This window comes from Vibrio sinaloensis (assembly GCF_000808535.1).
In the GTDB taxonomy this organism is placed as follows: Bacteria; Pseudomonadota; Gammaproteobacteria; order Enterobacterales; family Vibrionaceae; genus Vibrio; species Vibrio sinaloensis_D.
Map to the genome: position 1 here is coordinate 105,655 of NZ_JWLV01000023.1, position 16,705 is coordinate 122,359.

Here is a 16,705-nt window from a genome sequence, read left to right on the forward strand (position 1 = left end):
GAAACATGAATAGCGCAGTAGAAGCTCAATTAGAAGAGCTAGGTATCGAAGGTTACCTGACACAGCATCAATACAAATCACTACTTAGATTCCTGACGTGTGGATCGGTAGATGACGGCAAAAGTACTTTAATTGGTCGCTTGCTCCATGACTCGAAGCAGATTTATGAAGATCAGCTAGCGGCAGTGCACAACGACAGCCAACGTGTCGGCACAACGGGCGAGCGCCCAGACCTAGCGTTACTGGTTGATGGCTTGCAAGCAGAGCGTGAGCAAGGGATCACTATCGATGTCGCTTACCGTTATTTTTCGACTCAAAAGCGCAAGTTCATTATTGCTGACACTCCTGGACATGAGCAGTACACACGCAACATGGCGACAGGTGCGTCAACGTGTGATCTTGCGGTGATCTTAATTGATGCCCGTAAAGGGGTGCTCGATCAAACGCGCCGCCACTCGTTCATTTCGAACCTGCTTGGCTTGAAGCACTTTATTGTCGCCGTGAACAAAATGGATCTTGTCGATTATTCTCAAGAGCGTTTTGAAGAAATTCGCGACGAGTACTTAGCGTTTTCCAAGAACCTTCAGGGCGAAACCGACATTCAGATCATTCCGCTATCTGCTTTAGAAGGGGATAACGTTGTGGAAGCAAGCCCGCGAATGAGTTGGTTTGAAGGCCCGTCACTGCTTGAGCTACTCGAAAACGTCGATGTTGACCAGGATAAGACGTCTGGTGATTTTCGCTTCCCAGTTCAATACGTGAACCGCCCTAATCTCGATTTCCGAGGTTTTGCCGGCACGATTGCTTCAGGTAGCGTAAACGTTGGCGACAGCATTAAAGCGCTGCCATCGGGCAAAACATCAAAAGTGGCACGCATTGTCACCTTTGATGGTGACCTAGAGCAAGCTCAAGCGGGTTTAGCCGTCACCCTGACATTGGAAGATGAGATTGATATCAGCCGTGGTGACTTGATTGTGCTAGAGAAGGCACAAGTCGAGTCAAGCAACCATCTGTTGGCAGACATCGTTTGGATGACTGAGCAGCCGCTGCAGCCGGGTCGCGAGTACGACATTAAGATTGCGGGTAAGAAAACCGTTGGTCGTGTGGAAGGAATTCGCCATCAATACGACATTAATAACCTGTCAACGCATAGCGCCGTAGAACTTCCGCTCAATGGTATTGGTCTGTGTGAACTAACGTTGACAGAGTCTGTGGCGCTTGATGCCTACCAATCATGTGCAGACACAGGTGGTTTCATCGTCATTGACCGTCTTTCTAATGTGACTGTTGGTGCTGGTCTTGTTCGTGAGAGCTTGACTCAAGTAGAAGCGAAAGCGGGTGATATTTCAGCTTTTGAAGTGGAACTCAATGCGCTTGTTCGTAAGCACTTCCCTCATTGGGAAGCAAAAGACATCAGCCAGTTATTGAAGTAGTCACTAGGCTGACAAGGAAGTGTTATGTGGCAACAAGGATTGGTATTGGCATTGTTATTGGGCATTGTTACATGCCTACTAACAACGCGGATTAAGCCTAGCTTCATTTTTGCTGGCGCAGCCTTTATTGCGTTTCTTGCTGGCATGATTGAGGTAGGCGAGGTTGCCACAAACTTTACTAACTCTTCTTTGGTGACTCTTGTGTTGTTGATCTTAGCGTCAGCGGCACTAGAGAAGACTCGCTTGATCAGTTGGGTGAGTCGATCGCTATCAACAGGGCCGTTAGGTACTGTAGTGGCGAAGCTGGGTGTTTCGACTGCTCTGCTTTCTTCTTTTACGAATAACACAGCAGTGGTTGTGTCGCTGATTGGTGCGATTAAGCGTAATCAACAGCATGCGCCTTCAAAACTGTTGATCCCTCTCTCATATGCCGCGATCTTAGGGGGCACCTTGACGTTGATCGGAACGTCAACGAACTTGATCATCAACAGCTTCGTGGAAGATGCAGGGCTGCCTAGTTTAGGGTTTTTCACACCTACTATGATCGGCCTTTCTGTTCTGGTTGGTGGACTCTTGATCTTGGTGCCATTAAGTTACCTGCTTCCCAACCATGATGATCACAATCAAGATGATCTTCCTTACTTTTTGGAAGCTCGCGTAGAGCCAGGATCGCCACTGGTTGGGCGCAGCATTAGTGAGAATAATCTTCGCGCACTCAGAAAACTGTTCCTAGCGGAAGTGATTCGCGATGGTCAAACTATGTCTTCCGTCGACCCTGACTTTGTTCTCCAAGCTCGCGATCGTCTTCTGTTTTGTGGTGATATTGAAAGTGTTGCCACATTGCAAGAAATCCAAGGTTTGACGCTGTTTGGTCAGCATCACTTGAATGGACAAAACTTTGTGGAAGTGGTGGTGAGTTCATCGGCAAGCTTTTGCAATAAGACTCTGAAATCGAGCCATTTCCGAGATCGGTTTGATGCTGTGGTGGTTGCCATTCGTCGAGGCCATGAGCGTCTTCAAGGTGGACTTGGGAACATTACGCTCAATGCGGGTGATACCCTAGTGTTGGTGCCAGGTAAACGATTTGAACAAGAGCGACAAGCGCATCGCAAAGAATTCGTCCTAATGAATGATCTTGATTCGAGCGCACGTCTTGATGCCAACAAGTCTGCGATCGTTTTGATCGGTTTTGCCAGTGTCATAGGGCTTGCGCTTCTTAATGTTGTGCCGTTAATTAAAGGGCTCTCGGTCTTCCTCTCTTTAACTTTGTTTACTGGTATTGTTCAACTTAGTGAGCTGCGCCGCCGCTTTCCTATCGATATTGTGGTGATTGTTGGCTCTGCGCTTTCTATCGCTCAGCTTATGCTTTCGTCTGGATTATCGATGGCATTGGGCCAAATGTTTATTGAAGCATTCAACGGCTGGGGCGTGTTTGGCGCTATCGTTGCGACCTACTTATTGACTCTGATTTTAACCGAACTGGTAACCAACAATGCAGCCGCAGCCTTGGCCTTTCCAATTGGTTACAGCATGGCCATTGGTTATGGGGTTGACCCAATGCCGTTTGTAATGGCGGTGTTGTTTGGCGCAAGCGCGAGTTTTATCTCTCCTTACGGATATCAAACTAACTTATTGGTTTACACCGTAGGGAACTACAAATTGACCGACTATATTCGTGTGGGAATACCGTTATCAATCGTATATTCAGTGCTGGTATTGGCGCTTATTCCCCAGTTTTTCCCGTATTAAAAGGACACAGTTATGACAACGGAAACGCCAACTAAGGATGAAAATATCGTTTGGCATAAGCATGCTATCGATAAGCAGTTTCGTGCTAACTTAAAGCAGCAAAAACCGGCTGTGCTTTGGTTTACAGGTCTTTCAGGTGCAGGAAAATCCACTGTGGCTGGAGCGTTAGAAAACAAGCTAGCAGAACTGGGCTACCACACCTACTTGCTTGATGGTGACAATGTTCGACATGGTTTGTGTAGTGATTTGGGCTTTTCTGAGCAAGATCGCCGAGAAAATATACGTCGCATCGGTGAGCTATCTAAACTCATGGCTGACGCAGGTTTAATCGTTCTCTCTGCTTTTATTTCCCCTCACCGAACGGAGCGTCAACTTGTCCGAGACCTGCTTCCGGAAGGAGAATTTATTGAAGTCTTCGTCAATGCATCTCTTGAGGTATGTGAGCAACGCGACCCTAAGGGGCTGTATAAAAAAGCGCGAGCGGGAGAAATCCCTAATTTTACAGGAATCGACTCTGAATATGAGGCTCCCATCAATCCAGAGATCGATTTATTAGCGGGAGAAAAATCAATTGATGAGCTGGTGGATGACTGTTTGCAAGCTCTAAAGGCGCGCAACATTATTGCATGACCTAATAAAAAAGCTTCCCTTGGGAAGCTTTTTTGATCTCGCTGAGCGGTTACTCGAAGCAAATCTCAATGAAGGCATTACCCCATTGAGATGAAAAAGGCATGATTATGATTGAGCCTTCACATTTATGACGAATCGTATGGCCTTTGCCAGATACGACAACAGGTGTTGCCATATCAAAGTCGAAACCGCTATCAGCTAGAATACGTTTTGCGCCACCTGTTACCATGTTGGTGATTTCACCCACCATATCGGTTACTTCGTCGTTTAGACCATTCGGGCGCTCACCTAGCATGTTTTGCATGATTTCTAATGCAAGACTCTCATCAAAGGTAATAGACATAGAACCGCGGCTTTGCGGACCAACCATCCCTATTAAACCTGATACATCCCCACGTGCGATTTCATCTTTCTTAACACGAGGTTTTTGTGGCTTCAGCTCCAGTGAAGCCATCGTCTTTAGAACGTTCATTAAAGAAGCTAAAAACGGGTTTACAAATTCAGCGCGCATAACTTTCTTCTATATCTTTATTTCGCTTATTCGGATGAGCAGTTTTTACAAACACCGTGAGATTCAATCACATGGTTGGTGATGGTAAATCCATGCTTTTCCGCATTGTTAACTAACAAGGCTACCAAACTATCATCTAGCAGTTCAATAACATTACTGCATTTATCACAGATCAGCATGTGTGAATAATGCGTGTGGGCGTTACAAGAGCCACATTGGATATAGCTGTTGGTTGACTCGACTCGATGAATAAACCCCTGTTCTAACAAAAACTCCAAGGCTCTATAGACCGTTGGCGGCTTTGCTTGAGGTTCAGTCTGTTTCAAATCCTCTAACAGCTCATAAGCGCTTGATGCTTTGGGGCTCGCACAGATTAACTCAAATACGCGCTTACGCTGTGAAGTGAGTCGTACGCCGCGAGCAGCGCATATTTCTTCAATTTGTGTGACTAGCTGTTGATCCAAACTGTTCACCATTCCTCATGGACATTTTTAATAATATACCATTTATTGAGGTTTATCGTTGATCTATGGGTAATTTATGATTGCTTGTTCAGTTAGTTACCCCAATGAACCTTAATGGCTTATGCCGCCTAAGTTACTCTAAGTTGATGGAAAACGAAACAAGATCAGTAAGAGTTAGCGCCGTTTTGCTGTCTTGGTGACAGTATCGTATGTGCTTAGCGGTAGATTCTATTGTTGATAGACAAGGGCGTGGCGAGCAAATGAAACTGGTAGAGTCAGTAATCCTGGGGGTAAACCTTGCTTTGGGTCACCCGTAGACCAAAAGGTGATATTGCTTTCTGAGCTTAGAATGATGATCGATTTTATCTCCACATAATCAAACAATTAAGATGTTGCTATTGGGGCAGGTAGCTTTTGGCCTACTGGTGGTAAAGTGCTGAATGGCGCATGGCACATGCGAAGGCACTTGTATTGAGCCTGTCTGGGTATTGCTGACCGAGTTTCTCTTTTTCCTGAATGTTTGTGATTCTGTGTGTATAATCGCGAATCGATTTTTCACCAAGATGCTCACTTTACTGCGAGACTCACCTTATGAAACCTGACAATACTAGTAAATACGCGGCTAACCGCTTTTCCATTGCACCCATGCTCGATTGGATTGATTAATATTTACTTTCAATAAGTTAGGTTGATTGAGGGGGACTATAGGAGTCCCGACCTTAAGTCGCTCTTAATTCTAAGTTGTTGGGGTATTGATAGCAAAGTTTTGTAAATTCTTTGTTGTATCTCTCGACATCATAGCTAATTTGTACAATTATGGAGTTGTCAATTGTTTAATTGTTGAACTTTTGATAGCATCGCGGCTCTCTAATTGCCGCCCCTGATAAAAGCATGGAGCTATAGGGGGAAGTCATGAAAAATTGGATCTCGTATATGTTTAGTTTCTTCAAAACTGATAAAGCGCCTAAGCTGAAAGCCAAGAAGTTTGAGATTGAGCCGAAAATGGTTAACTCAGACGTGTACCGCATTGATATGAAATCTCTACGTAACAGTAAAGCGGTAAAAAAGCAGCTACGTGCTGCAGAAGCGAGTTTTGAAAGAGAAAAGGCTACAGCCTAAACCATAAGAAACTGTTACCATAAAGGGGTGTCGATATCGACACCCCTTTTTGTATTTCTATGGTTAGGATTAAATGATTAAACCCACAGTATTGATAGTTTTTGTTCTGGGTATCGCAGGTTATAACTTGCTAAGGAATATACACAAAACACATTACATGCTGCAAAGAAGTAGTGGCTACCATACCTTTTTTAGTTCTTCTGCTTCAGGTTTACTATTAGCTTTCTTTGCATCTTTACTCTACTACTGGCTAGTTTCATTAGGCTATAACAGCAATGTAGAAAACTCAGTAGGTAAACTCTTTCTAGAGCGTGCTTTCTTGACTAGCTTTGATACACAAACAGTAGCTATGTTTGAGATTAGCTTTATCACTCTAATTCTTAGTCAAATACTCCCTTGGCTTGCGTATTTACCATTTAACAAGAAAGCTCTTCTAAGAGAAGAGTTCTTCAATGATGCAGAAAGCCCTGAGTTTACAAAGTTGTTTTATCGTTCTTCACTTACTGGTGTACCTGTTCTTTTCACGCTTTCAGACCGAAAAGTGTATATAGGTTACATTTATGAAATACCAACTAAGCCTTTTACAGATATTTATGTGTTGCCACTATTTAGTGGTTATAGGTGTAAAGATGAACTTAGGCTTAAAAAAGTGACACCTTATAAACCTGTTATTGACTCATTGGAAGCTGAGGAGAAAAAGAAAATTAAGCGAGTGCTGCGGCAAAAGGGTTATAAAGAAAGTGATACAAAGGAGTATGTAGATGACTTTCTTGATCAGCGTAATATCTGGGCTGACTTTATAATTGCGTTACCACTGCGTGAAATTGTTCATGCTCATCTTCATGATTTTGCTCATGAGAATATGTTTCATAAGCATGAAGCTAAAGAAGAGTGGAATGAGCTAGGTAATTTTAAGTTTTAATTAGTAAAAGGAGCCTTAAGGCTCCTTTTTACATCCTTTGCCCTGACCAGACTACTTCACCAATGATTTCAAAGTCTGCACTTTGAATATCTTTCTTCGATAGTTCCCACGGTTCGTAAGCTGGATTATCACTCACAACTTTGATTCCTTGTGGCAAAAACTGAATGCGTTTCACCATCAAGCGGCCATCAAAGCGGAAAACGTAGATACCGTCATTTGAGAATCCATCAACACGATTAACCATCACAATGCTCTGGTTCTTGAGCGTTGGGCTCATGCTGTCACCACGGACAGGCATTAGGAAAATATTGTTTGGGTTGAAACCAAGCTCTTGTCTAATGAACTTTTCACTAAACACCATTGCGCTTGATTCTTCTTCTTTTTCAACCAGTGCCCCATGACCCGCACTTACTTCAACTTCATAGAATTTGAGTTCTAGGTAGCCACGGGGAGCAAGTGAGCCATTTTGTGACAGCTCTCTAGCTTTGATGAAAATATCCTCAGGGATGTGGTTTCGGTGTTTCCAGTTGGAAATTGTCTTTGGAGACTTGCCAAGAGCCTTTGCTAAATCAACGTTCTTAGCGGTGTTGGTTAATCGCTTAAGCTCTTTTAGTTGTTCCTCAAAACTTCCCATAAAAATATCTCCGTGTACTTTTGGGGTTGATTTAAGAAATTAGATCCTCAATAATTCCCTTTGTTGAGTTTGGGGATGTTAAGGGGAACTAGAATTTCCTTTAACTCCCTCTAGTGTACTACACGGAGGAAGTATGAATACAAGTTTTGCCCTATTAGCTCGTTTTGAAAGTCCAACCGTTGAGCTAAAACAAATTAGCCAAGAATTTTTTGGCATTACTCCTAAGACAGCGGAGCAGCGAGCGAAAGCCTGTGATTTCCCTGTTCCTACCTTCAAGTTGCGCGATTCTGAGCGCAGCCCCTCTCTAATCAAAGTCGAAGACTTGGCCGCTTATATCGACAAGCGACACAAAGAAGCAAAGCAAGATTGGCTATCAGTTAATGGTTAGGGAGAGCAGACAATGAATACACCCATTCACGCAATCAACATTGATTTTACTCACTCAAGCGAAGCCAAAGCACTGCTTGAGGCTATTGGTTCACGAATCGCACCCGTACCCAATGCAGAAGCCTATTTGGATCAGGTTTGTTGCCAACTCCAAGAGGCCATTGAGCTGCTAGAGAGTTTGGAGGTGTAACTGTGCAGGTATCTGACCCCATTCATTTGCCCTGTCCTGATATGGCGGGAATGGTGAACCCAGACCCTAAAAAGCGACAGCGCTCTATCAGCATTTTGCAAAAGCTCCGCGAGGAACACGGCTTAAACCAAAAGAGAACGAAAGGCTTGAACGTAAACCCGCTTACGTGGCGACGAACTTAAGTAATGAAAAAAGAAGATCTACTGTATGTGGGCGGAGCTGTTCGCCCACTCGATAAAATCTTGAAAACCAATGCCTGCTATGAAGCGGGTTTTTTAGGTTCTGATTTTCAGCAATGGGCTGAGAGTGAGAACCAAAAACTCCGTGTCCATGAACAACTGCATTTTTTGCGCACCAAACACATCCGCGAAGCGGCTCGCGATAGCGAGGAAACAATAGGCTTGTCCAAGGGCGCAAAAGTCGGACACGACAAAAAACGCCAGAAAATCGCTCGAATTGATAAGCGTCTGCGAGTGCTCAAGCATCCTCGCGGCGTTAAAACGGAACTTGATAGCAGGAAAGGGCATGACAGCTTTGAAAGCCTGTACGCGACTACAGGGCGAACGAGTGCGGCTGTCTTACCGCTTGCGCATGAGAAAACAACGTTTACCCCAGAATCATCCCCCGTTTCCTTGCATCTACAAAAACGAGATTGGTCAGGTCAGCATCGAGCGCAGATAGTCACTCAACCGCCAGCGGGAAGCGCTCCGGATGCAAATGTGGGAGAACGCTTCACTGAAAAGCTCACTAAACGAAGTGTGTCGAAAATCTTTGAGTCGGGCGCGTATGTTGCTCAGTGCCATGATGGTTTCACCACGTTCTTAACGCTTACCTTTTCGCGTGAGCAGCGAATGGCGTTATTTGGGGCAATGGCTGAAGCCGAAGGGCGACCTTACACGCCGATTCGATTTGAGCGAGACAAAGGGACGTTGGTTCACGGCAAAGACGGGCAATACACCTTGTTACCCGAGAAACCGTTCAAGGTGATCAAAGTGCTTGAGACTACGATGGGGCGAGAAGTCTCTCGCTTCTTGGATGGCTGCAAGAAAATGTATCAGCGCGGTTGGGAAACTGAGACCGGAAGAAAAATTGAGCCTCACTACAAAGCGAAGCCAACCGAGTTCGGCCCAGACCGAGAGAAAGCGGATTTTCATTACATTTGGGTGGCAGAGTGTCCACCAAGCAAAGATGAAAACGGCGAAATTATCGGTGAGCCAAACCCTCACATTCATTTGGTGATGCGTTGGTCGGTAGATAAATCGGTTTTTGCTGATTGGGCGAAACGACTTGAAGCACTTTGGGGGCAGGGAATGGCGCACCTTGAATGGATTAAGCAACCCAAAGCGGCAAGCTCCTATCTGATTAAAGCGCTCGGTTATGCCGCAAAAGGCGAGAACGCAGACCAAGGCTTGATTCGTGGCAATCGCTATAACATTGCGCGTTGTTCTCGCGCTCCGGCATGGGAAACATTAGCCACGTTCGAAGCTGACAACATTACTGCTGTGATTAAAGAGCTTGGCTACAAGTTAGAGCAATGGAAGAAACCGCTACAGCGTTCACTTTCGCGCATCAACAAGATGAAGGCTCAAACCATTAAAGCGTCCGGCATTGCGAAGAAACAAGATCAGCCTCAAGCGTATTTGGACAAACTGCAAAGTCGCATCATTCGTTTAGAGCGAGCGGCCAAGAAAGTCACTCAAGATATGAAGCAAAAAGAAATGCACGTTTCGAGCATGAATCGTTTTTCTATCACCTTTGATGGCGATAAATCGCGTGAACGATTAGACAGCTTTTTGCATTGGGCATGTGGGGCGCGAGGTTGGTCAATGGAGCTGCTAGGTGCAACGGGCCAATATAGCGAAGTGTTAGAGCGAGAGGTTTACGGCACTCGGCATCATATCGACTTAAGTGATATTCGACAGCAAGCAAGAGAGCAGTATCAAGCTCAATATGAACATTTCTTAGAGAGGCGAGCGTATTGGCAGAGTGTTTTAAAAGAGCCAGTACCTAATGAGCCGACCGAAGAAGAAATTAACTATTGGCAGAGCATTAAATCTGACTACCTAGAAGGCAGGTTAGCCGCTTAGCCAACAATCAAACACGCCAACGATGGGAATCAGGGGCATCTTATTAACTAACGTCGTGAGACAGAGGAAAACTAATGAAATCACTCTCTATTCAAGAATGTCAGCGTGACCTTGCCGCGTTAGATGCGGCAGACCAATTAACGGCCAACGTTGAGAACGAAGTGAAAAAGCTCAAAGAGATGGACATGAGCAAGCTAATGAGCAAAGCCACCAAGATGTTAATGACGGGCTCTTTTTCATTGGAAGCGTTAGGGCTTGCGCCCAACTTCTTCGAGCAAATTGAGCAGTTAACCAAGCTCAACAATGTGGCGCGTAAGAAATACCGCGCTCATGTTACCGCTAACCTCAACCAGTTGGATGGCATTGAAGAAGCGCAAGTGGTGGAGGGTAGCAATGAGTAAGCATCCGAATCCGGTTCGCGGTTATGTGCCTTGTCCGGTGTGCTCAAGTGAAGCAACCGTACATCAAGTAGGTGAAGGGCGTTTGATTGCCGAAGGCGAGCCACCGAAGAACAGTCGCAACCTTGGTTTGAAGTATTACAAGTGTCCAAATTGCGGTAATAGCTCCATGAGCAAAAGCGTTGATAAGTACATCGAAGAACGCTTTTCAACGGAAAGGATCATGGTAGGCCAAAAGCTCGAAGCGCTATATTCAACCGAAGCCAACGCACTAGAAACCGTTGAAAGTGTTGAGCCTGATGCTATCGCTGAGCCCAGTGATAGCAAGGTTGAAAGCACTGAGTTAACCGAAAGCGAAACCGAAGAGAAAGCGCCCGTCTCAAAGTCGTTCTTTTCGTTCAAGCGTGTATTGACCGCACTTGGTGTACTGATTGTCCTACTGTGGGCTTTTCGCTTATTGATGCCAAAACCACAATCTGAGGAGGTCGCCAATGCAGCAACCGAATGAAACCTTGGAGCCATTGACTGAGGGCGATGATTGGGGCGATTTTGGCGGGTTTATCAAGCAGCTTGAAACCGAAGAGTCACCCACTGAACTAACCGAAGAAACCGCACCAGAAACCGAAGGGCTGAACGATGAAGCGCTGCAAGGTTTTATGGGAGTGATGTTCACCTTGTGCGAGCAAGCCACCTGCATTATTTCCGGTGTGGAATTTAGTTTTGATGAGAAAGGCAAAACCGAAGTGATTAATGCGGCGGTGCCTGTGCTCAATAAACACGGCGGCAGCATTATGGCCGTGTTTGGGGATTACATCGAAGAGGCCACGCTGCTGATTGCGGTGCTTGGTCTGATTTATACCTCAAAGCGCACCATCAAAGAGTTAGCGATGCAAAAAGCGGAGGAGGAGAAACGCAATGTCGAAAAAGCCAAAGCCGCTCAACCTGCCTAATCCGGTGAACTCCAACCCGTCACACGATGCAGAGCATGTGATTTATGTGGCGGGAACGGGCGGGGGTAAAACCTCAGCAGTGAAGCATTTGGGGCTTGTGCCGAAAGCCTCTCAAGCGGTGTTCTTTGACCCGTACCGAAATTATGCGGGGACGAAGTTTCAAGGACAGATGTGTCATGGCACTGAATCTCGCGCCGCGTTCGTCAAATCCTTGCTGGTGGCTCGTCGCTCCGGTCAGTCGTTTAAGCTCGCGTACATTCCCAAAGGCGGGGCAACGGCTGACGAATTGGAGTTCTTTAGCGCGGTGGTGTGGGCGATGGGTAACGGCCATGCGCCCAAGCTGCATACCGTTATCGAAGAGTTGGCGAGCTGCGTTGAGACTTCCGGCAAACTCAAGGGCAAAGCGGGGGAGCTGCTTCGCGGTGGTCGTCAGTATGGTTTAGTGATTCACACCGTGTTTCAGCGTGGTCAGGAAGTGCCAAAAACCGTGACCGAACAATCTTCGACTTGGTGGATTGGCGCGGTCAACTCGATGTCCGATGCCAAATGGTTGGCTGACAAAAAAGGCTTAGAGATTGGCGAGATTGCCTCGCTGGTTTCGGCCAAGGTCAACAAGCAGAAAATCAACAAGCCGATTGCTGAATACATGCTCGTGCGTGATGGGATTGGTAACGTTGAAAAACGCGCATTTAACTGCCAAACAGGGGCGAAAACCTCCCTAAATTATCGGTGATGCCCTTCACACTCCAACCTATAGGTTAGCCACTCAACCTATAGGTTGCCTTCCGTTGTCCAACTCGTTTTTTCCTCGCTTAATCAAGGCTCTTTTCAACCTGTGACGAATTGGAAACAACATGAAAGCACAACACAAAAACATGTTAATCACGGCCTTGCTGACCATCATCATCTTGGCGGCGATTAACAACATTGCGGCCATGAAAACTCTGAAAGAAACCATCAACGGCAAAACTGGCTGGTTCTAAGGAGAACGGTAATGGAAGCACTTCAAACACTATTTAACCCGCGTCCAAAAGAGCTCGACCCTGTAGAGGGTGTGGCATGGGGCAACCAAGCTACGCTGCGTTTGGTGTCGGGGCCAACCTACCAAAACCTTGAGCTAGTGACGAACATCTTTAACCCGTCTGATATTGAGCGCGTGCGCATCACTCACAACGGTAAAGAGATTGTTTCGCTCTCTGGTCAAGACATGGTGGATTTACAAGAGCACCGCTCGAACTACACGCAGCAAGGTCGCTACGTGATCTCGTTTAGCGACATGACCATGCGCACCAAGATTGGCGTTCGCCAAGGTGAACTCGTGACGTTGCCAGGCGAAATCTGGTTTGTGTACATCCAACTGAAAGCGAAAAGCGGTGTCGAGGCGCCAAGCATTCGCGCCCGCGCTCATATTACGGAAGCGCAAACGCAGCGCATCTTTATGCCGCGCATCTTCTCGCTGACGTGGTTCGCGTCTGCCTCTGGTCGTACGCCGTTTGATTGGGCCGAGCGCTCGCCGTATCTGAACATTAACCGTGTTCACTTCAAAGACGACACGATTGAGCGTGTTCGCGTCATTCGTGACGACCGCGAAGAAATGAACGTCAACAAAGCGGACAACGCTTTCGACTTGGCGGCGATGGGCCTTGAGCAAAACGATGGTTGGTTCTCGCTCGACTTCATTCGTACTGGTTTTGGTACGGAAGGCAAGCTGAAAACCCAAGCGGTGCGCTCACTGCAATTTGAGCTTGAGAAATCCTCGTCCGGCAGTGTGCCGCTTATCGTGGAAGCCATCGAGCAAGTAGCTGTGGTTAACGCGCAATAGGAGTGGCTATGAGTTGGTTAGATGCAATCAGTGAGGCAGGCGGCGAGCTCGTCGATGCGGTCTCTGATGCGGGCAGCACTTGGATCAAAGGTGTGGCTCAAAACGACATCGACAACAAGCAGACCGCAAGCAACCCAGACGAAGCACGACCGCATCAAGTAGAGGGGCAGACCGCCGATGGTCGCCCTCTGGTTAGCCATCAAGGGGGCATGAATACGACTTACATCGTAATGGGTGTGGGCGCTCTTATTGTTCTCTTGCTTGTTGTGATGCTGATGAAAGGGGGTAAGTAATGCCTTTTCTACTCCCTGTGGTGTTTTTGGGTGGCGGCATTGTTGGCTTTCAGCTCTCTGAGGGCTCAAGCAAGCTTGTAATGATGTTGGTGCTCTTGGTCGTGGGCTACGCGCTTCTTAAGGGGGGCTTATGATTCCGATGCTAGGCGGTGGCCTCACCAATAGCGGCACCATGCCTATTAGTGGCGGTCAGGCTGGCCCCTCTACCGCAACGAGTACCAATAACAGCGGCCAAAGCATTGGCTCTATCAACATGGGAAGCCCTCAAGGGGTGAGCCCTTGGTTGATTGGTGCGGTTGTGGTCATTTTGGCTTTTCTGGTGCTGCGCAAGAAATGATTGTCTGTGTCACTGAGAACCCCGAAGCGCTTGCCCGATTGAAGGTGGCCTTTCGCGCTTGTCCGCAGGACTTTGAGGAGCTGAAAGCCGAAGTCCAGACAGGGCGCGTAAGCCTCTATCAACTAACGGGTGAGGGCTACGACATCACAGTGGCCGGAGAAATCCTCGGTGAGAGCTATTACCTATGGGGCGTGTCCGGTTATGGGGTGATTCAAGGTATTCGAGAGCTTCAAACCTACGTGAAGAATGCGGGGTTAACCAGTATTTCCGCTGAGACCTATTTTCCCGCGTTGGCGCGTTTGGTTCGCCGCTTGAACACCACGGAAAAGCCTCTGACCGACACCACGCACCTAACAATGAGAGTGTAATTATGGGTGGTAAATCCAGCTCTAAGAACATCACCTCGACCAGTAACGTCAGCGGTCAAAATGCCATTTCGGGCAACAACCTCGGAACAGCCATTAGTGGCGTGTCGGATTCGACCATTACGGTCACGGCCACTGACCACGGCGCCATCGAGAAAAGCCTGTTATTTGCCGAAAGCGCAATGAATGGCTCGCTGTCGTTTGCGGGTGATGCCTTAGACGATATGAGCGCGGCGAACTCGGAGAACTTGCAAATGTTGGCAGGGCTCGCGGGTAACCAAGCCGAGCAAAACAAACAAAGCCTAGATTCCATTATGGAGCTGGCGAAATTCAAACAAGACAACGGCCAAAGTGAGACGCGCAAAGAGCAAATCATCATGTTGGTTGTGATTGCCTTGATTCTAGGAGCGGTGGCCATGATGGCACTGAAGAAACGATGAAATTTACGCTGCAAGAAAATCAGCCGTATCCAGTGACCATTTCCGGCTCTTGGCTGTGGCTGCGTTACGCAAGCGCTCCAATTGTGATGGAAACCGTGACGGGTGAGCGCGTGACAATCCCGCAAGGCTCGGTGATTAAAAACAACGAGCTGCTTGGCCGAGTGCTGCTGCATTCGAGCGAATCTCAAACCATTGATGTGGAATTTGGTAAAGGCGATTTCCAACCGCCGTCTGACGGTCAGCGTGTGGTCATTGAGTTAATGCCACCAATGGAGATTGCACCGAATCAGCAAGTGAAAACCAAGGTGCAGCCCAAGAGCAGCGCCATTGATGCGCAAGAGCTGACGATGCCCGCAAGCCTTGAAGAGAATCTGACTCGACAAAAAATCACGATTCGTACCCCAAGCGATAACGCCGAGCAGATTTTGATTAACGGGAGCTATCCGCTACTGGCGGGTGAGCTCATTGAGATTGAATCGACCGCCGCCATCGAACTGACAGGAGCAGAAACCGATCGCGTGTTTATCTTGGAGTGCCATTCATGAACGAACAACTATTAGATCGCATTCGCCAAATCATCGGTGAGGGCAGCTCGGTGAATAAGGTCGAGCGTTTGACTGAGTACGTGTTGTCGTTAGGCCAAGGCTCTACCGGAGATAAGGTGAACATCTATCAACCTCGAACCTTTGATTTGGTGCCTGTTCGATACCCACCAGAAATGTATGAAGGCTCGTACCGCAAAGACTGCTACTCGCTGCGAAAGCGAAACGGCCTAGAAGTGGTGCATTACCGTGATTTGGTACCGGACTACATTCGAGACCCTATTTTCGCTGACCCAGAAGGGCATAAGGACAAAGAGCTCGAGATGGTGATTAACGTCAACATCCGTCAGCAAATTGCTTTAACCGAAGAAGGGTTTGAGAACTTGGATTTGTGGGGCGGTTTGATTTGGGATGTGGGATTTGATGTGGATTCGCAACCAGAGCTATCCGCCATTGTCGCCAGTGTTCCTATCACAACCACGCGAGACCGAGACAATGTGGTGTTGATGACAGGTGGTTACACCAAGGTGGTGCGCCTGCCGCTATCTGGCAATCAGGCCAATATGGGGGACAACACACTAACGGTCGAAAAGCTCAACTTTACCTTTAATAACTTGCGCTTGGCGTGTCAGTTGAATTGGGACCGCGCGGGTTTTCCATTTGAAGAGTACTCGCAAAAAATCATGTGGAAAGAGGAGGCCATTCACCTGACGGAGCCACCTCTGCAAGAAATCTACGCCGAGCCGTTCGGTGTCAGCATTCTTGATATGCACATCGTCGATAAAGTCGTGAATGACGCGGTGCCAATGTAATGCGTGCGCCACTCTTCGTTTTCATACTTCTGCTTGTGGGTGGTGTGGTTTACGTCACCCGCTCACAACGTGGGAGCGATGTTATTGAAACCATCACTCAAGAGGTAACCAACGTGGTCAATACCATTCGTAAGCCTCGCGGCGTTCGAGCGAATAACCCGCTCAACATCGAGAGCAATGTAAATAACAACTGGCTCGGCAAGGTCACGCCATCGGTGGATAGCCGTTTTGAAACCTTCCAAGCGCCGGAATATGGGTTCCGAGCAGGAGCCAAATTGCTGCGTGATACCTATCAAGGGCGCTACGGCCTAGAGAGTATCCGCGAGCTTATCCATAAGTTTGCGCCAAGCCATGAAAACAACTCAGACCATTACGCCGAGTTTGTGGCGAAGCGTGTCGGCGTGAGCCCTGATGCGCCGATTGACCTACGCAGCGACAACACACTGGCGCGTCTGATTCATTCGATGTCGATTATGGAAGTCGGTCGCCATTACACCCTAGAGCAAGCACAGCAAGGGGTACAAATGGCATGACCAAACAAGACGCCAAGAAAATCATCGTGATGGTGATAGGGGCCATCTTGAGTGCCTACGCCATCAAGTTTCTGAAAGGGAATAAAT

General features: G+C 47.3%; 25 protein-coding genes. 22 read left to right on the forward strand and 3 right to left on the reverse strand.

From position 1 onward, the window contains the following. The first annotated feature begins 5 nt into the window (after nt 1-5). The 3 genes from cysN to cysC are packed head-to-tail and all read left to right on the forward strand — an operon-like array spanning nt 6 to nt 3,812. Nucleotides 6-1,433 carry a sulfate adenylyltransferase subunit CysN gene (gene cysN / locus RJ47_RS13945; protein ID WP_039484490.1) on the forward strand — a complete coding sequence of 476 codons (1,428 nt, stop codon included), beginning with the start codon at nt 6-8 and terminating at the stop codon, nt 1,431-1,433. A 24-nt stretch (nt 1,434-1,457) separates the two neighbouring features. Further along, nucleotides 1,458-3,182: an SLC13 family permease gene (locus RJ47_RS13950; RefSeq protein WP_039484493.1), complete on the forward strand. Its 1,725-nt coding sequence runs from the start codon at nt 1,458-1,460 to the stop codon at nt 3,180-3,182. Between the two features lie 12 nt (nt 3,183-3,194). Continuing rightward, a complete protein-coding gene (cysC, locus tag RJ47_RS13955; RefSeq protein ID WP_038192773.1) occupies nt 3,195-3,812 on the forward strand; it encodes an adenylyl-sulfate kinase in 618 nt (205 codons plus the stop codon). A gap of 49 nt (nt 3,813-3,861) precedes the next feature. On the opposite strand, the gene RJ47_RS13960 is transcribed toward cysC, so the two are convergent. Beyond that, a complete protein-coding gene (locus RJ47_RS13960; RefSeq protein ID WP_005475940.1) occupies nt 3,862-4,323 on the reverse strand; it encodes a chemotaxis protein CheX in 462 nt (153 codons plus the stop codon). A 26-nt stretch (nt 4,324-4,349) separates the two neighbouring features. Then, a complete protein-coding gene (zur, locus tag RJ47_RS13965) occupies nt 4,350-4,799 on the reverse strand; it encodes a zinc uptake transcriptional repressor Zur (RefSeq protein WP_005475957.1) in 450 nt (149 codons plus the stop codon). A gap of 900 nt (nt 4,800-5,699) precedes the next feature. Between zur and RJ47_RS13970 the strand changes: the two genes are divergently transcribed. Further along, nucleotides 5,700-5,906, forward strand: coding sequence for a hypothetical protein (locus RJ47_RS13970; protein WP_156143325.1), 207 nt, complete (start codon nt 5,700-5,702; stop codon nt 5,904-5,906). Nucleotides 5,907-5,979: 73 nt separating this feature from the next. Beyond that, the gene (locus RJ47_RS13975) at nt 5,980-6,828 is read left to right on the forward strand and encodes a hypothetical protein (RefSeq protein ID WP_156143326.1); all 849 of its coding nucleotides are present in this window, start codon (nt 5,980-5,982) and stop codon (nt 6,826-6,828) included. 28 nt (nt 6,829-6,856) lie between these two features. Here RJ47_RS13975 and RJ47_RS13980 read toward each other — a convergent pair whose 3' ends face one another. After that, nucleotides 6,857-7,462: a S24 family peptidase gene (locus tag RJ47_RS13980; protein ID WP_039484499.1), complete on the reverse strand. Its 606-nt coding sequence runs from the start codon at nt 7,460-7,462 to the stop codon at nt 6,857-6,859. 133 nt (nt 7,463-7,595) lie between these two features. Here RJ47_RS13980 and RJ47_RS13985 point away from each other — a divergent pair, with 133 nt between their 5' ends. From RJ47_RS13985 to RJ47_RS14055, 17 genes are all read left to right on the forward strand, one after another. After that, complete coding sequence (locus RJ47_RS13985; RefSeq protein ID WP_038215984.1) at nt 7,596-7,850, forward strand: pyocin activator PrtN family protein; 255 nt, start codon at nt 7,596-7,598, stop codon at nt 7,848-7,850. Between the two features lie 12 nt (nt 7,851-7,862). Continuing rightward, nucleotides 7,863-8,039: a hypothetical protein gene (locus RJ47_RS21440; protein ID WP_005475975.1), complete on the forward strand. Its 177-nt coding sequence runs from the start codon at nt 7,863-7,865 to the stop codon at nt 8,037-8,039. Nucleotides 8,040-8,224: 185 nt separating this feature from the next. Continuing rightward, entirely contained in the window at nt 8,225-10,126 is a 1,902-nt protein-coding gene (locus tag RJ47_RS13990; protein WP_039484501.1) for a hypothetical protein, read from the forward strand. A gap of 74 nt (nt 10,127-10,200) precedes the next feature. Further along, nucleotides 10,201-10,527: a hypothetical protein gene (locus RJ47_RS13995; RefSeq protein WP_039484504.1), complete on the forward strand. Its 327-nt coding sequence runs from the start codon at nt 10,201-10,203 to the stop codon at nt 10,525-10,527. Further along, nucleotides 10,520-11,032 carry a hypothetical protein gene (locus RJ47_RS14000; RefSeq protein ID WP_039484506.1) on the forward strand — a complete coding sequence of 171 codons (513 nt, stop codon included), beginning with the start codon at nt 10,520-10,522 and terminating at the stop codon, nt 11,030-11,032. Before RJ47_RS13995 ends, RJ47_RS14000 begins: the two co-directional genes overlap by 8 nt. Next, the gene (locus RJ47_RS14005) at nt 11,016-11,474 is read left to right on the forward strand and encodes a hypothetical protein (RefSeq protein WP_038215978.1); all 459 of its coding nucleotides are present in this window, start codon (nt 11,016-11,018) and stop codon (nt 11,472-11,474) included. The genes RJ47_RS14000 and RJ47_RS14005 overlap by 17 nt, the downstream gene beginning before the upstream one ends. Next, nucleotides 11,440-12,207 carry a hypothetical protein gene (locus tag RJ47_RS14010; protein WP_039484508.1) on the forward strand — a complete coding sequence of 256 codons (768 nt, stop codon included), beginning with the start codon at nt 11,440-11,442 and terminating at the stop codon, nt 12,205-12,207. Before RJ47_RS14005 ends, RJ47_RS14010 begins: the two co-directional genes overlap by 35 nt. A 121-nt stretch (nt 12,208-12,328) precedes the next feature. Next, nucleotides 12,329-12,457, forward strand: a complete 129-nt coding sequence (locus tag RJ47_RS21590) for a hypothetical protein (protein ID WP_005475944.1) — start codon at nt 12,329-12,331, stop codon at nt 12,455-12,457. Nucleotides 12,458-12,468: 11 nt separating this feature from the next. Continuing rightward, complete coding sequence (locus RJ47_RS14020) at nt 12,469-13,296, forward strand: major capsid protein P2 (protein WP_005475981.1); 828 nt, start codon at nt 12,469-12,471, stop codon at nt 13,294-13,296. A gap of 8 nt (nt 13,297-13,304) precedes the next feature. Beyond that, entirely contained in the window at nt 13,305-13,589 is a 285-nt protein-coding gene (locus RJ47_RS14025) for a hypothetical protein (RefSeq protein ID WP_005475961.1), read from the forward strand. After that, nucleotides 13,589-13,723, forward strand: a complete 135-nt coding sequence (locus tag RJ47_RS21595) for a hypothetical protein (RefSeq protein WP_263280378.1) — start codon at nt 13,589-13,591, stop codon at nt 13,721-13,723. Before RJ47_RS14025 ends, RJ47_RS21595 begins: the two co-directional genes overlap by 1 nt. Then, a complete protein-coding gene (locus RJ47_RS14030) occupies nt 13,720-13,926 on the forward strand; it encodes a hypothetical protein (RefSeq protein WP_005475929.1) in 207 nt (68 codons plus the stop codon). Before RJ47_RS21595 ends, RJ47_RS14030 begins: the two co-directional genes overlap by 4 nt. Next, the gene (locus RJ47_RS14035) at nt 13,869-14,294 is read left to right on the forward strand and encodes a DNAase (RefSeq protein ID WP_419831541.1); all 426 of its coding nucleotides are present in this window, start codon (nt 13,869-13,871) and stop codon (nt 14,292-14,294) included. Before RJ47_RS14030 ends, RJ47_RS14035 begins: the two co-directional genes overlap by 58 nt. 2 nt (nt 14,295-14,296) lie before the next feature. After that, a complete protein-coding gene (locus tag RJ47_RS14040; protein ID WP_005475942.1) occupies nt 14,297-14,731 on the forward strand; it encodes a hypothetical protein in 435 nt (144 codons plus the stop codon). After that, nucleotides 14,728-15,276 (forward strand): hypothetical protein, encoded by a 549-nt coding sequence (locus RJ47_RS14045; protein WP_038192040.1) that lies wholly within the window; start codon nt 14,728-14,730, stop codon nt 15,274-15,276. The genes RJ47_RS14040 and RJ47_RS14045 overlap by 4 nt, the downstream gene beginning before the upstream one ends. Beyond that, nucleotides 15,273-16,085 carry a hypothetical protein gene (locus tag RJ47_RS14050; RefSeq protein WP_039484511.1) on the forward strand — a complete coding sequence of 271 codons (813 nt, stop codon included), beginning with the start codon at nt 15,273-15,275 and terminating at the stop codon, nt 16,083-16,085. The genes RJ47_RS14045 and RJ47_RS14050 overlap by 4 nt, the downstream gene beginning before the upstream one ends. Further along, a complete protein-coding gene (locus RJ47_RS14055; RefSeq protein WP_039484513.1) occupies nt 16,085-16,618 on the forward strand; it encodes a structural protein in 534 nt (177 codons plus the stop codon). The genes RJ47_RS14050 and RJ47_RS14055 overlap by 1 nt, the downstream gene beginning before the upstream one ends. Nucleotides 16,619-16,705 lie beyond the last annotated feature (87 nt).

What these genes read in the sequence shown, in the direction of transcription:
- cysN (WP_039484490.1), top strand. Translation starts at nt 6, where the DNA reads ATGAATAGCGCAGTAGAAGCTCAATTAGAAGAGCTAGGTATCGAAGGT.
- RJ47_RS13950 (WP_039484493.1), top strand. Translation starts at nt 1,458, where the DNA reads ATGTGGCAACAAGGATTGGTATTGGCATTGTTATTGGGCATTGTTACA.
- cysC (WP_038192773.1), top strand. Translation starts at nt 3,195, where the DNA reads ATGACAACGGAAACGCCAACTAAGGATGAAAATATCGTTTGGCATAAG.
- RJ47_RS13960 (WP_005475940.1), bottom strand. Translation starts at nt 4,323, where the DNA reads ATGCGCGCTGAATTTGTAAACCCGTTTTTAGCTTCTTTAATGAACGTT.
- zur (WP_005475957.1), bottom strand. Translation starts at nt 4,799, where the DNA reads ATGGTGAACAGTTTGGATCAACAGCTAGTCACACAAATTGAAGAAATA.
- RJ47_RS13970 (WP_156143325.1), top strand. Translation starts at nt 5,700, where the DNA reads ATGAAAAATTGGATCTCGTATATGTTTAGTTTCTTCAAAACTGATAAA.
- RJ47_RS13975 (WP_156143326.1), top strand. Translation starts at nt 5,980, where the DNA reads ATGATTAAACCCACAGTATTGATAGTTTTTGTTCTGGGTATCGCAGGT.
- RJ47_RS13980 (WP_039484499.1), bottom strand. Translation starts at nt 7,462, where the DNA reads ATGGGAAGTTTTGAGGAACAACTAAAAGAGCTTAAGCGATTAACCAAC.
- RJ47_RS13985 (WP_038215984.1), top strand. Translation starts at nt 7,596, where the DNA reads ATGAATACAAGTTTTGCCCTATTAGCTCGTTTTGAAAGTCCAACCGTT.
- RJ47_RS21440 (WP_005475975.1), top strand. Translation starts at nt 7,863, where the DNA reads ATGAATACACCCATTCACGCAATCAACATTGATTTTACTCACTCAAGC.
- RJ47_RS13990 (WP_039484501.1), top strand. Translation starts at nt 8,225, where the DNA reads ATGAAAAAAGAAGATCTACTGTATGTGGGCGGAGCTGTTCGCCCACTC.
- RJ47_RS13995 (WP_039484504.1), top strand. Translation starts at nt 10,201, where the DNA reads ATGAAATCACTCTCTATTCAAGAATGTCAGCGTGACCTTGCCGCGTTA.
- RJ47_RS14000 (WP_039484506.1), top strand. Translation starts at nt 10,520, where the DNA reads ATGAGTAAGCATCCGAATCCGGTTCGCGGTTATGTGCCTTGTCCGGTG.
- RJ47_RS14005 (WP_038215978.1), top strand. Translation starts at nt 11,016, where the DNA reads ATGCAGCAACCGAATGAAACCTTGGAGCCATTGACTGAGGGCGATGAT.
- RJ47_RS14010 (WP_039484508.1), top strand. Translation starts at nt 11,440, where the DNA reads ATGTCGAAAAAGCCAAAGCCGCTCAACCTGCCTAATCCGGTGAACTCC.
- RJ47_RS21590 (WP_005475944.1), top strand. Translation starts at nt 12,329, where the DNA reads ATGAAAGCACAACACAAAAACATGTTAATCACGGCCTTGCTGACCATC.
- RJ47_RS14020 (WP_005475981.1), top strand. Translation starts at nt 12,469, where the DNA reads ATGGAAGCACTTCAAACACTATTTAACCCGCGTCCAAAAGAGCTCGAC.
- RJ47_RS14025 (WP_005475961.1), top strand. Translation starts at nt 13,305, where the DNA reads ATGAGTTGGTTAGATGCAATCAGTGAGGCAGGCGGCGAGCTCGTCGAT.
- RJ47_RS21595 (WP_263280378.1), top strand. Translation starts at nt 13,589, where the DNA reads ATGCCTTTTCTACTCCCTGTGGTGTTTTTGGGTGGCGGCATTGTTGGC.
- RJ47_RS14030 (WP_005475929.1), top strand. Translation starts at nt 13,720, where the DNA reads ATGATTCCGATGCTAGGCGGTGGCCTCACCAATAGCGGCACCATGCCT.
- RJ47_RS14040 (WP_005475942.1), top strand. Translation starts at nt 14,297, where the DNA reads ATGGGTGGTAAATCCAGCTCTAAGAACATCACCTCGACCAGTAACGTC.
- RJ47_RS14045 (WP_038192040.1), top strand. Translation starts at nt 14,728, where the DNA reads ATGAAATTTACGCTGCAAGAAAATCAGCCGTATCCAGTGACCATTTCC.
- RJ47_RS14050 (WP_039484511.1), top strand. Translation starts at nt 15,273, where the DNA reads ATGAACGAACAACTATTAGATCGCATTCGCCAAATCATCGGTGAGGGC.
- RJ47_RS14055 (WP_039484513.1), top strand. Translation starts at nt 16,085, where the DNA reads ATGCGTGCGCCACTCTTCGTTTTCATACTTCTGCTTGTGGGTGGTGTG.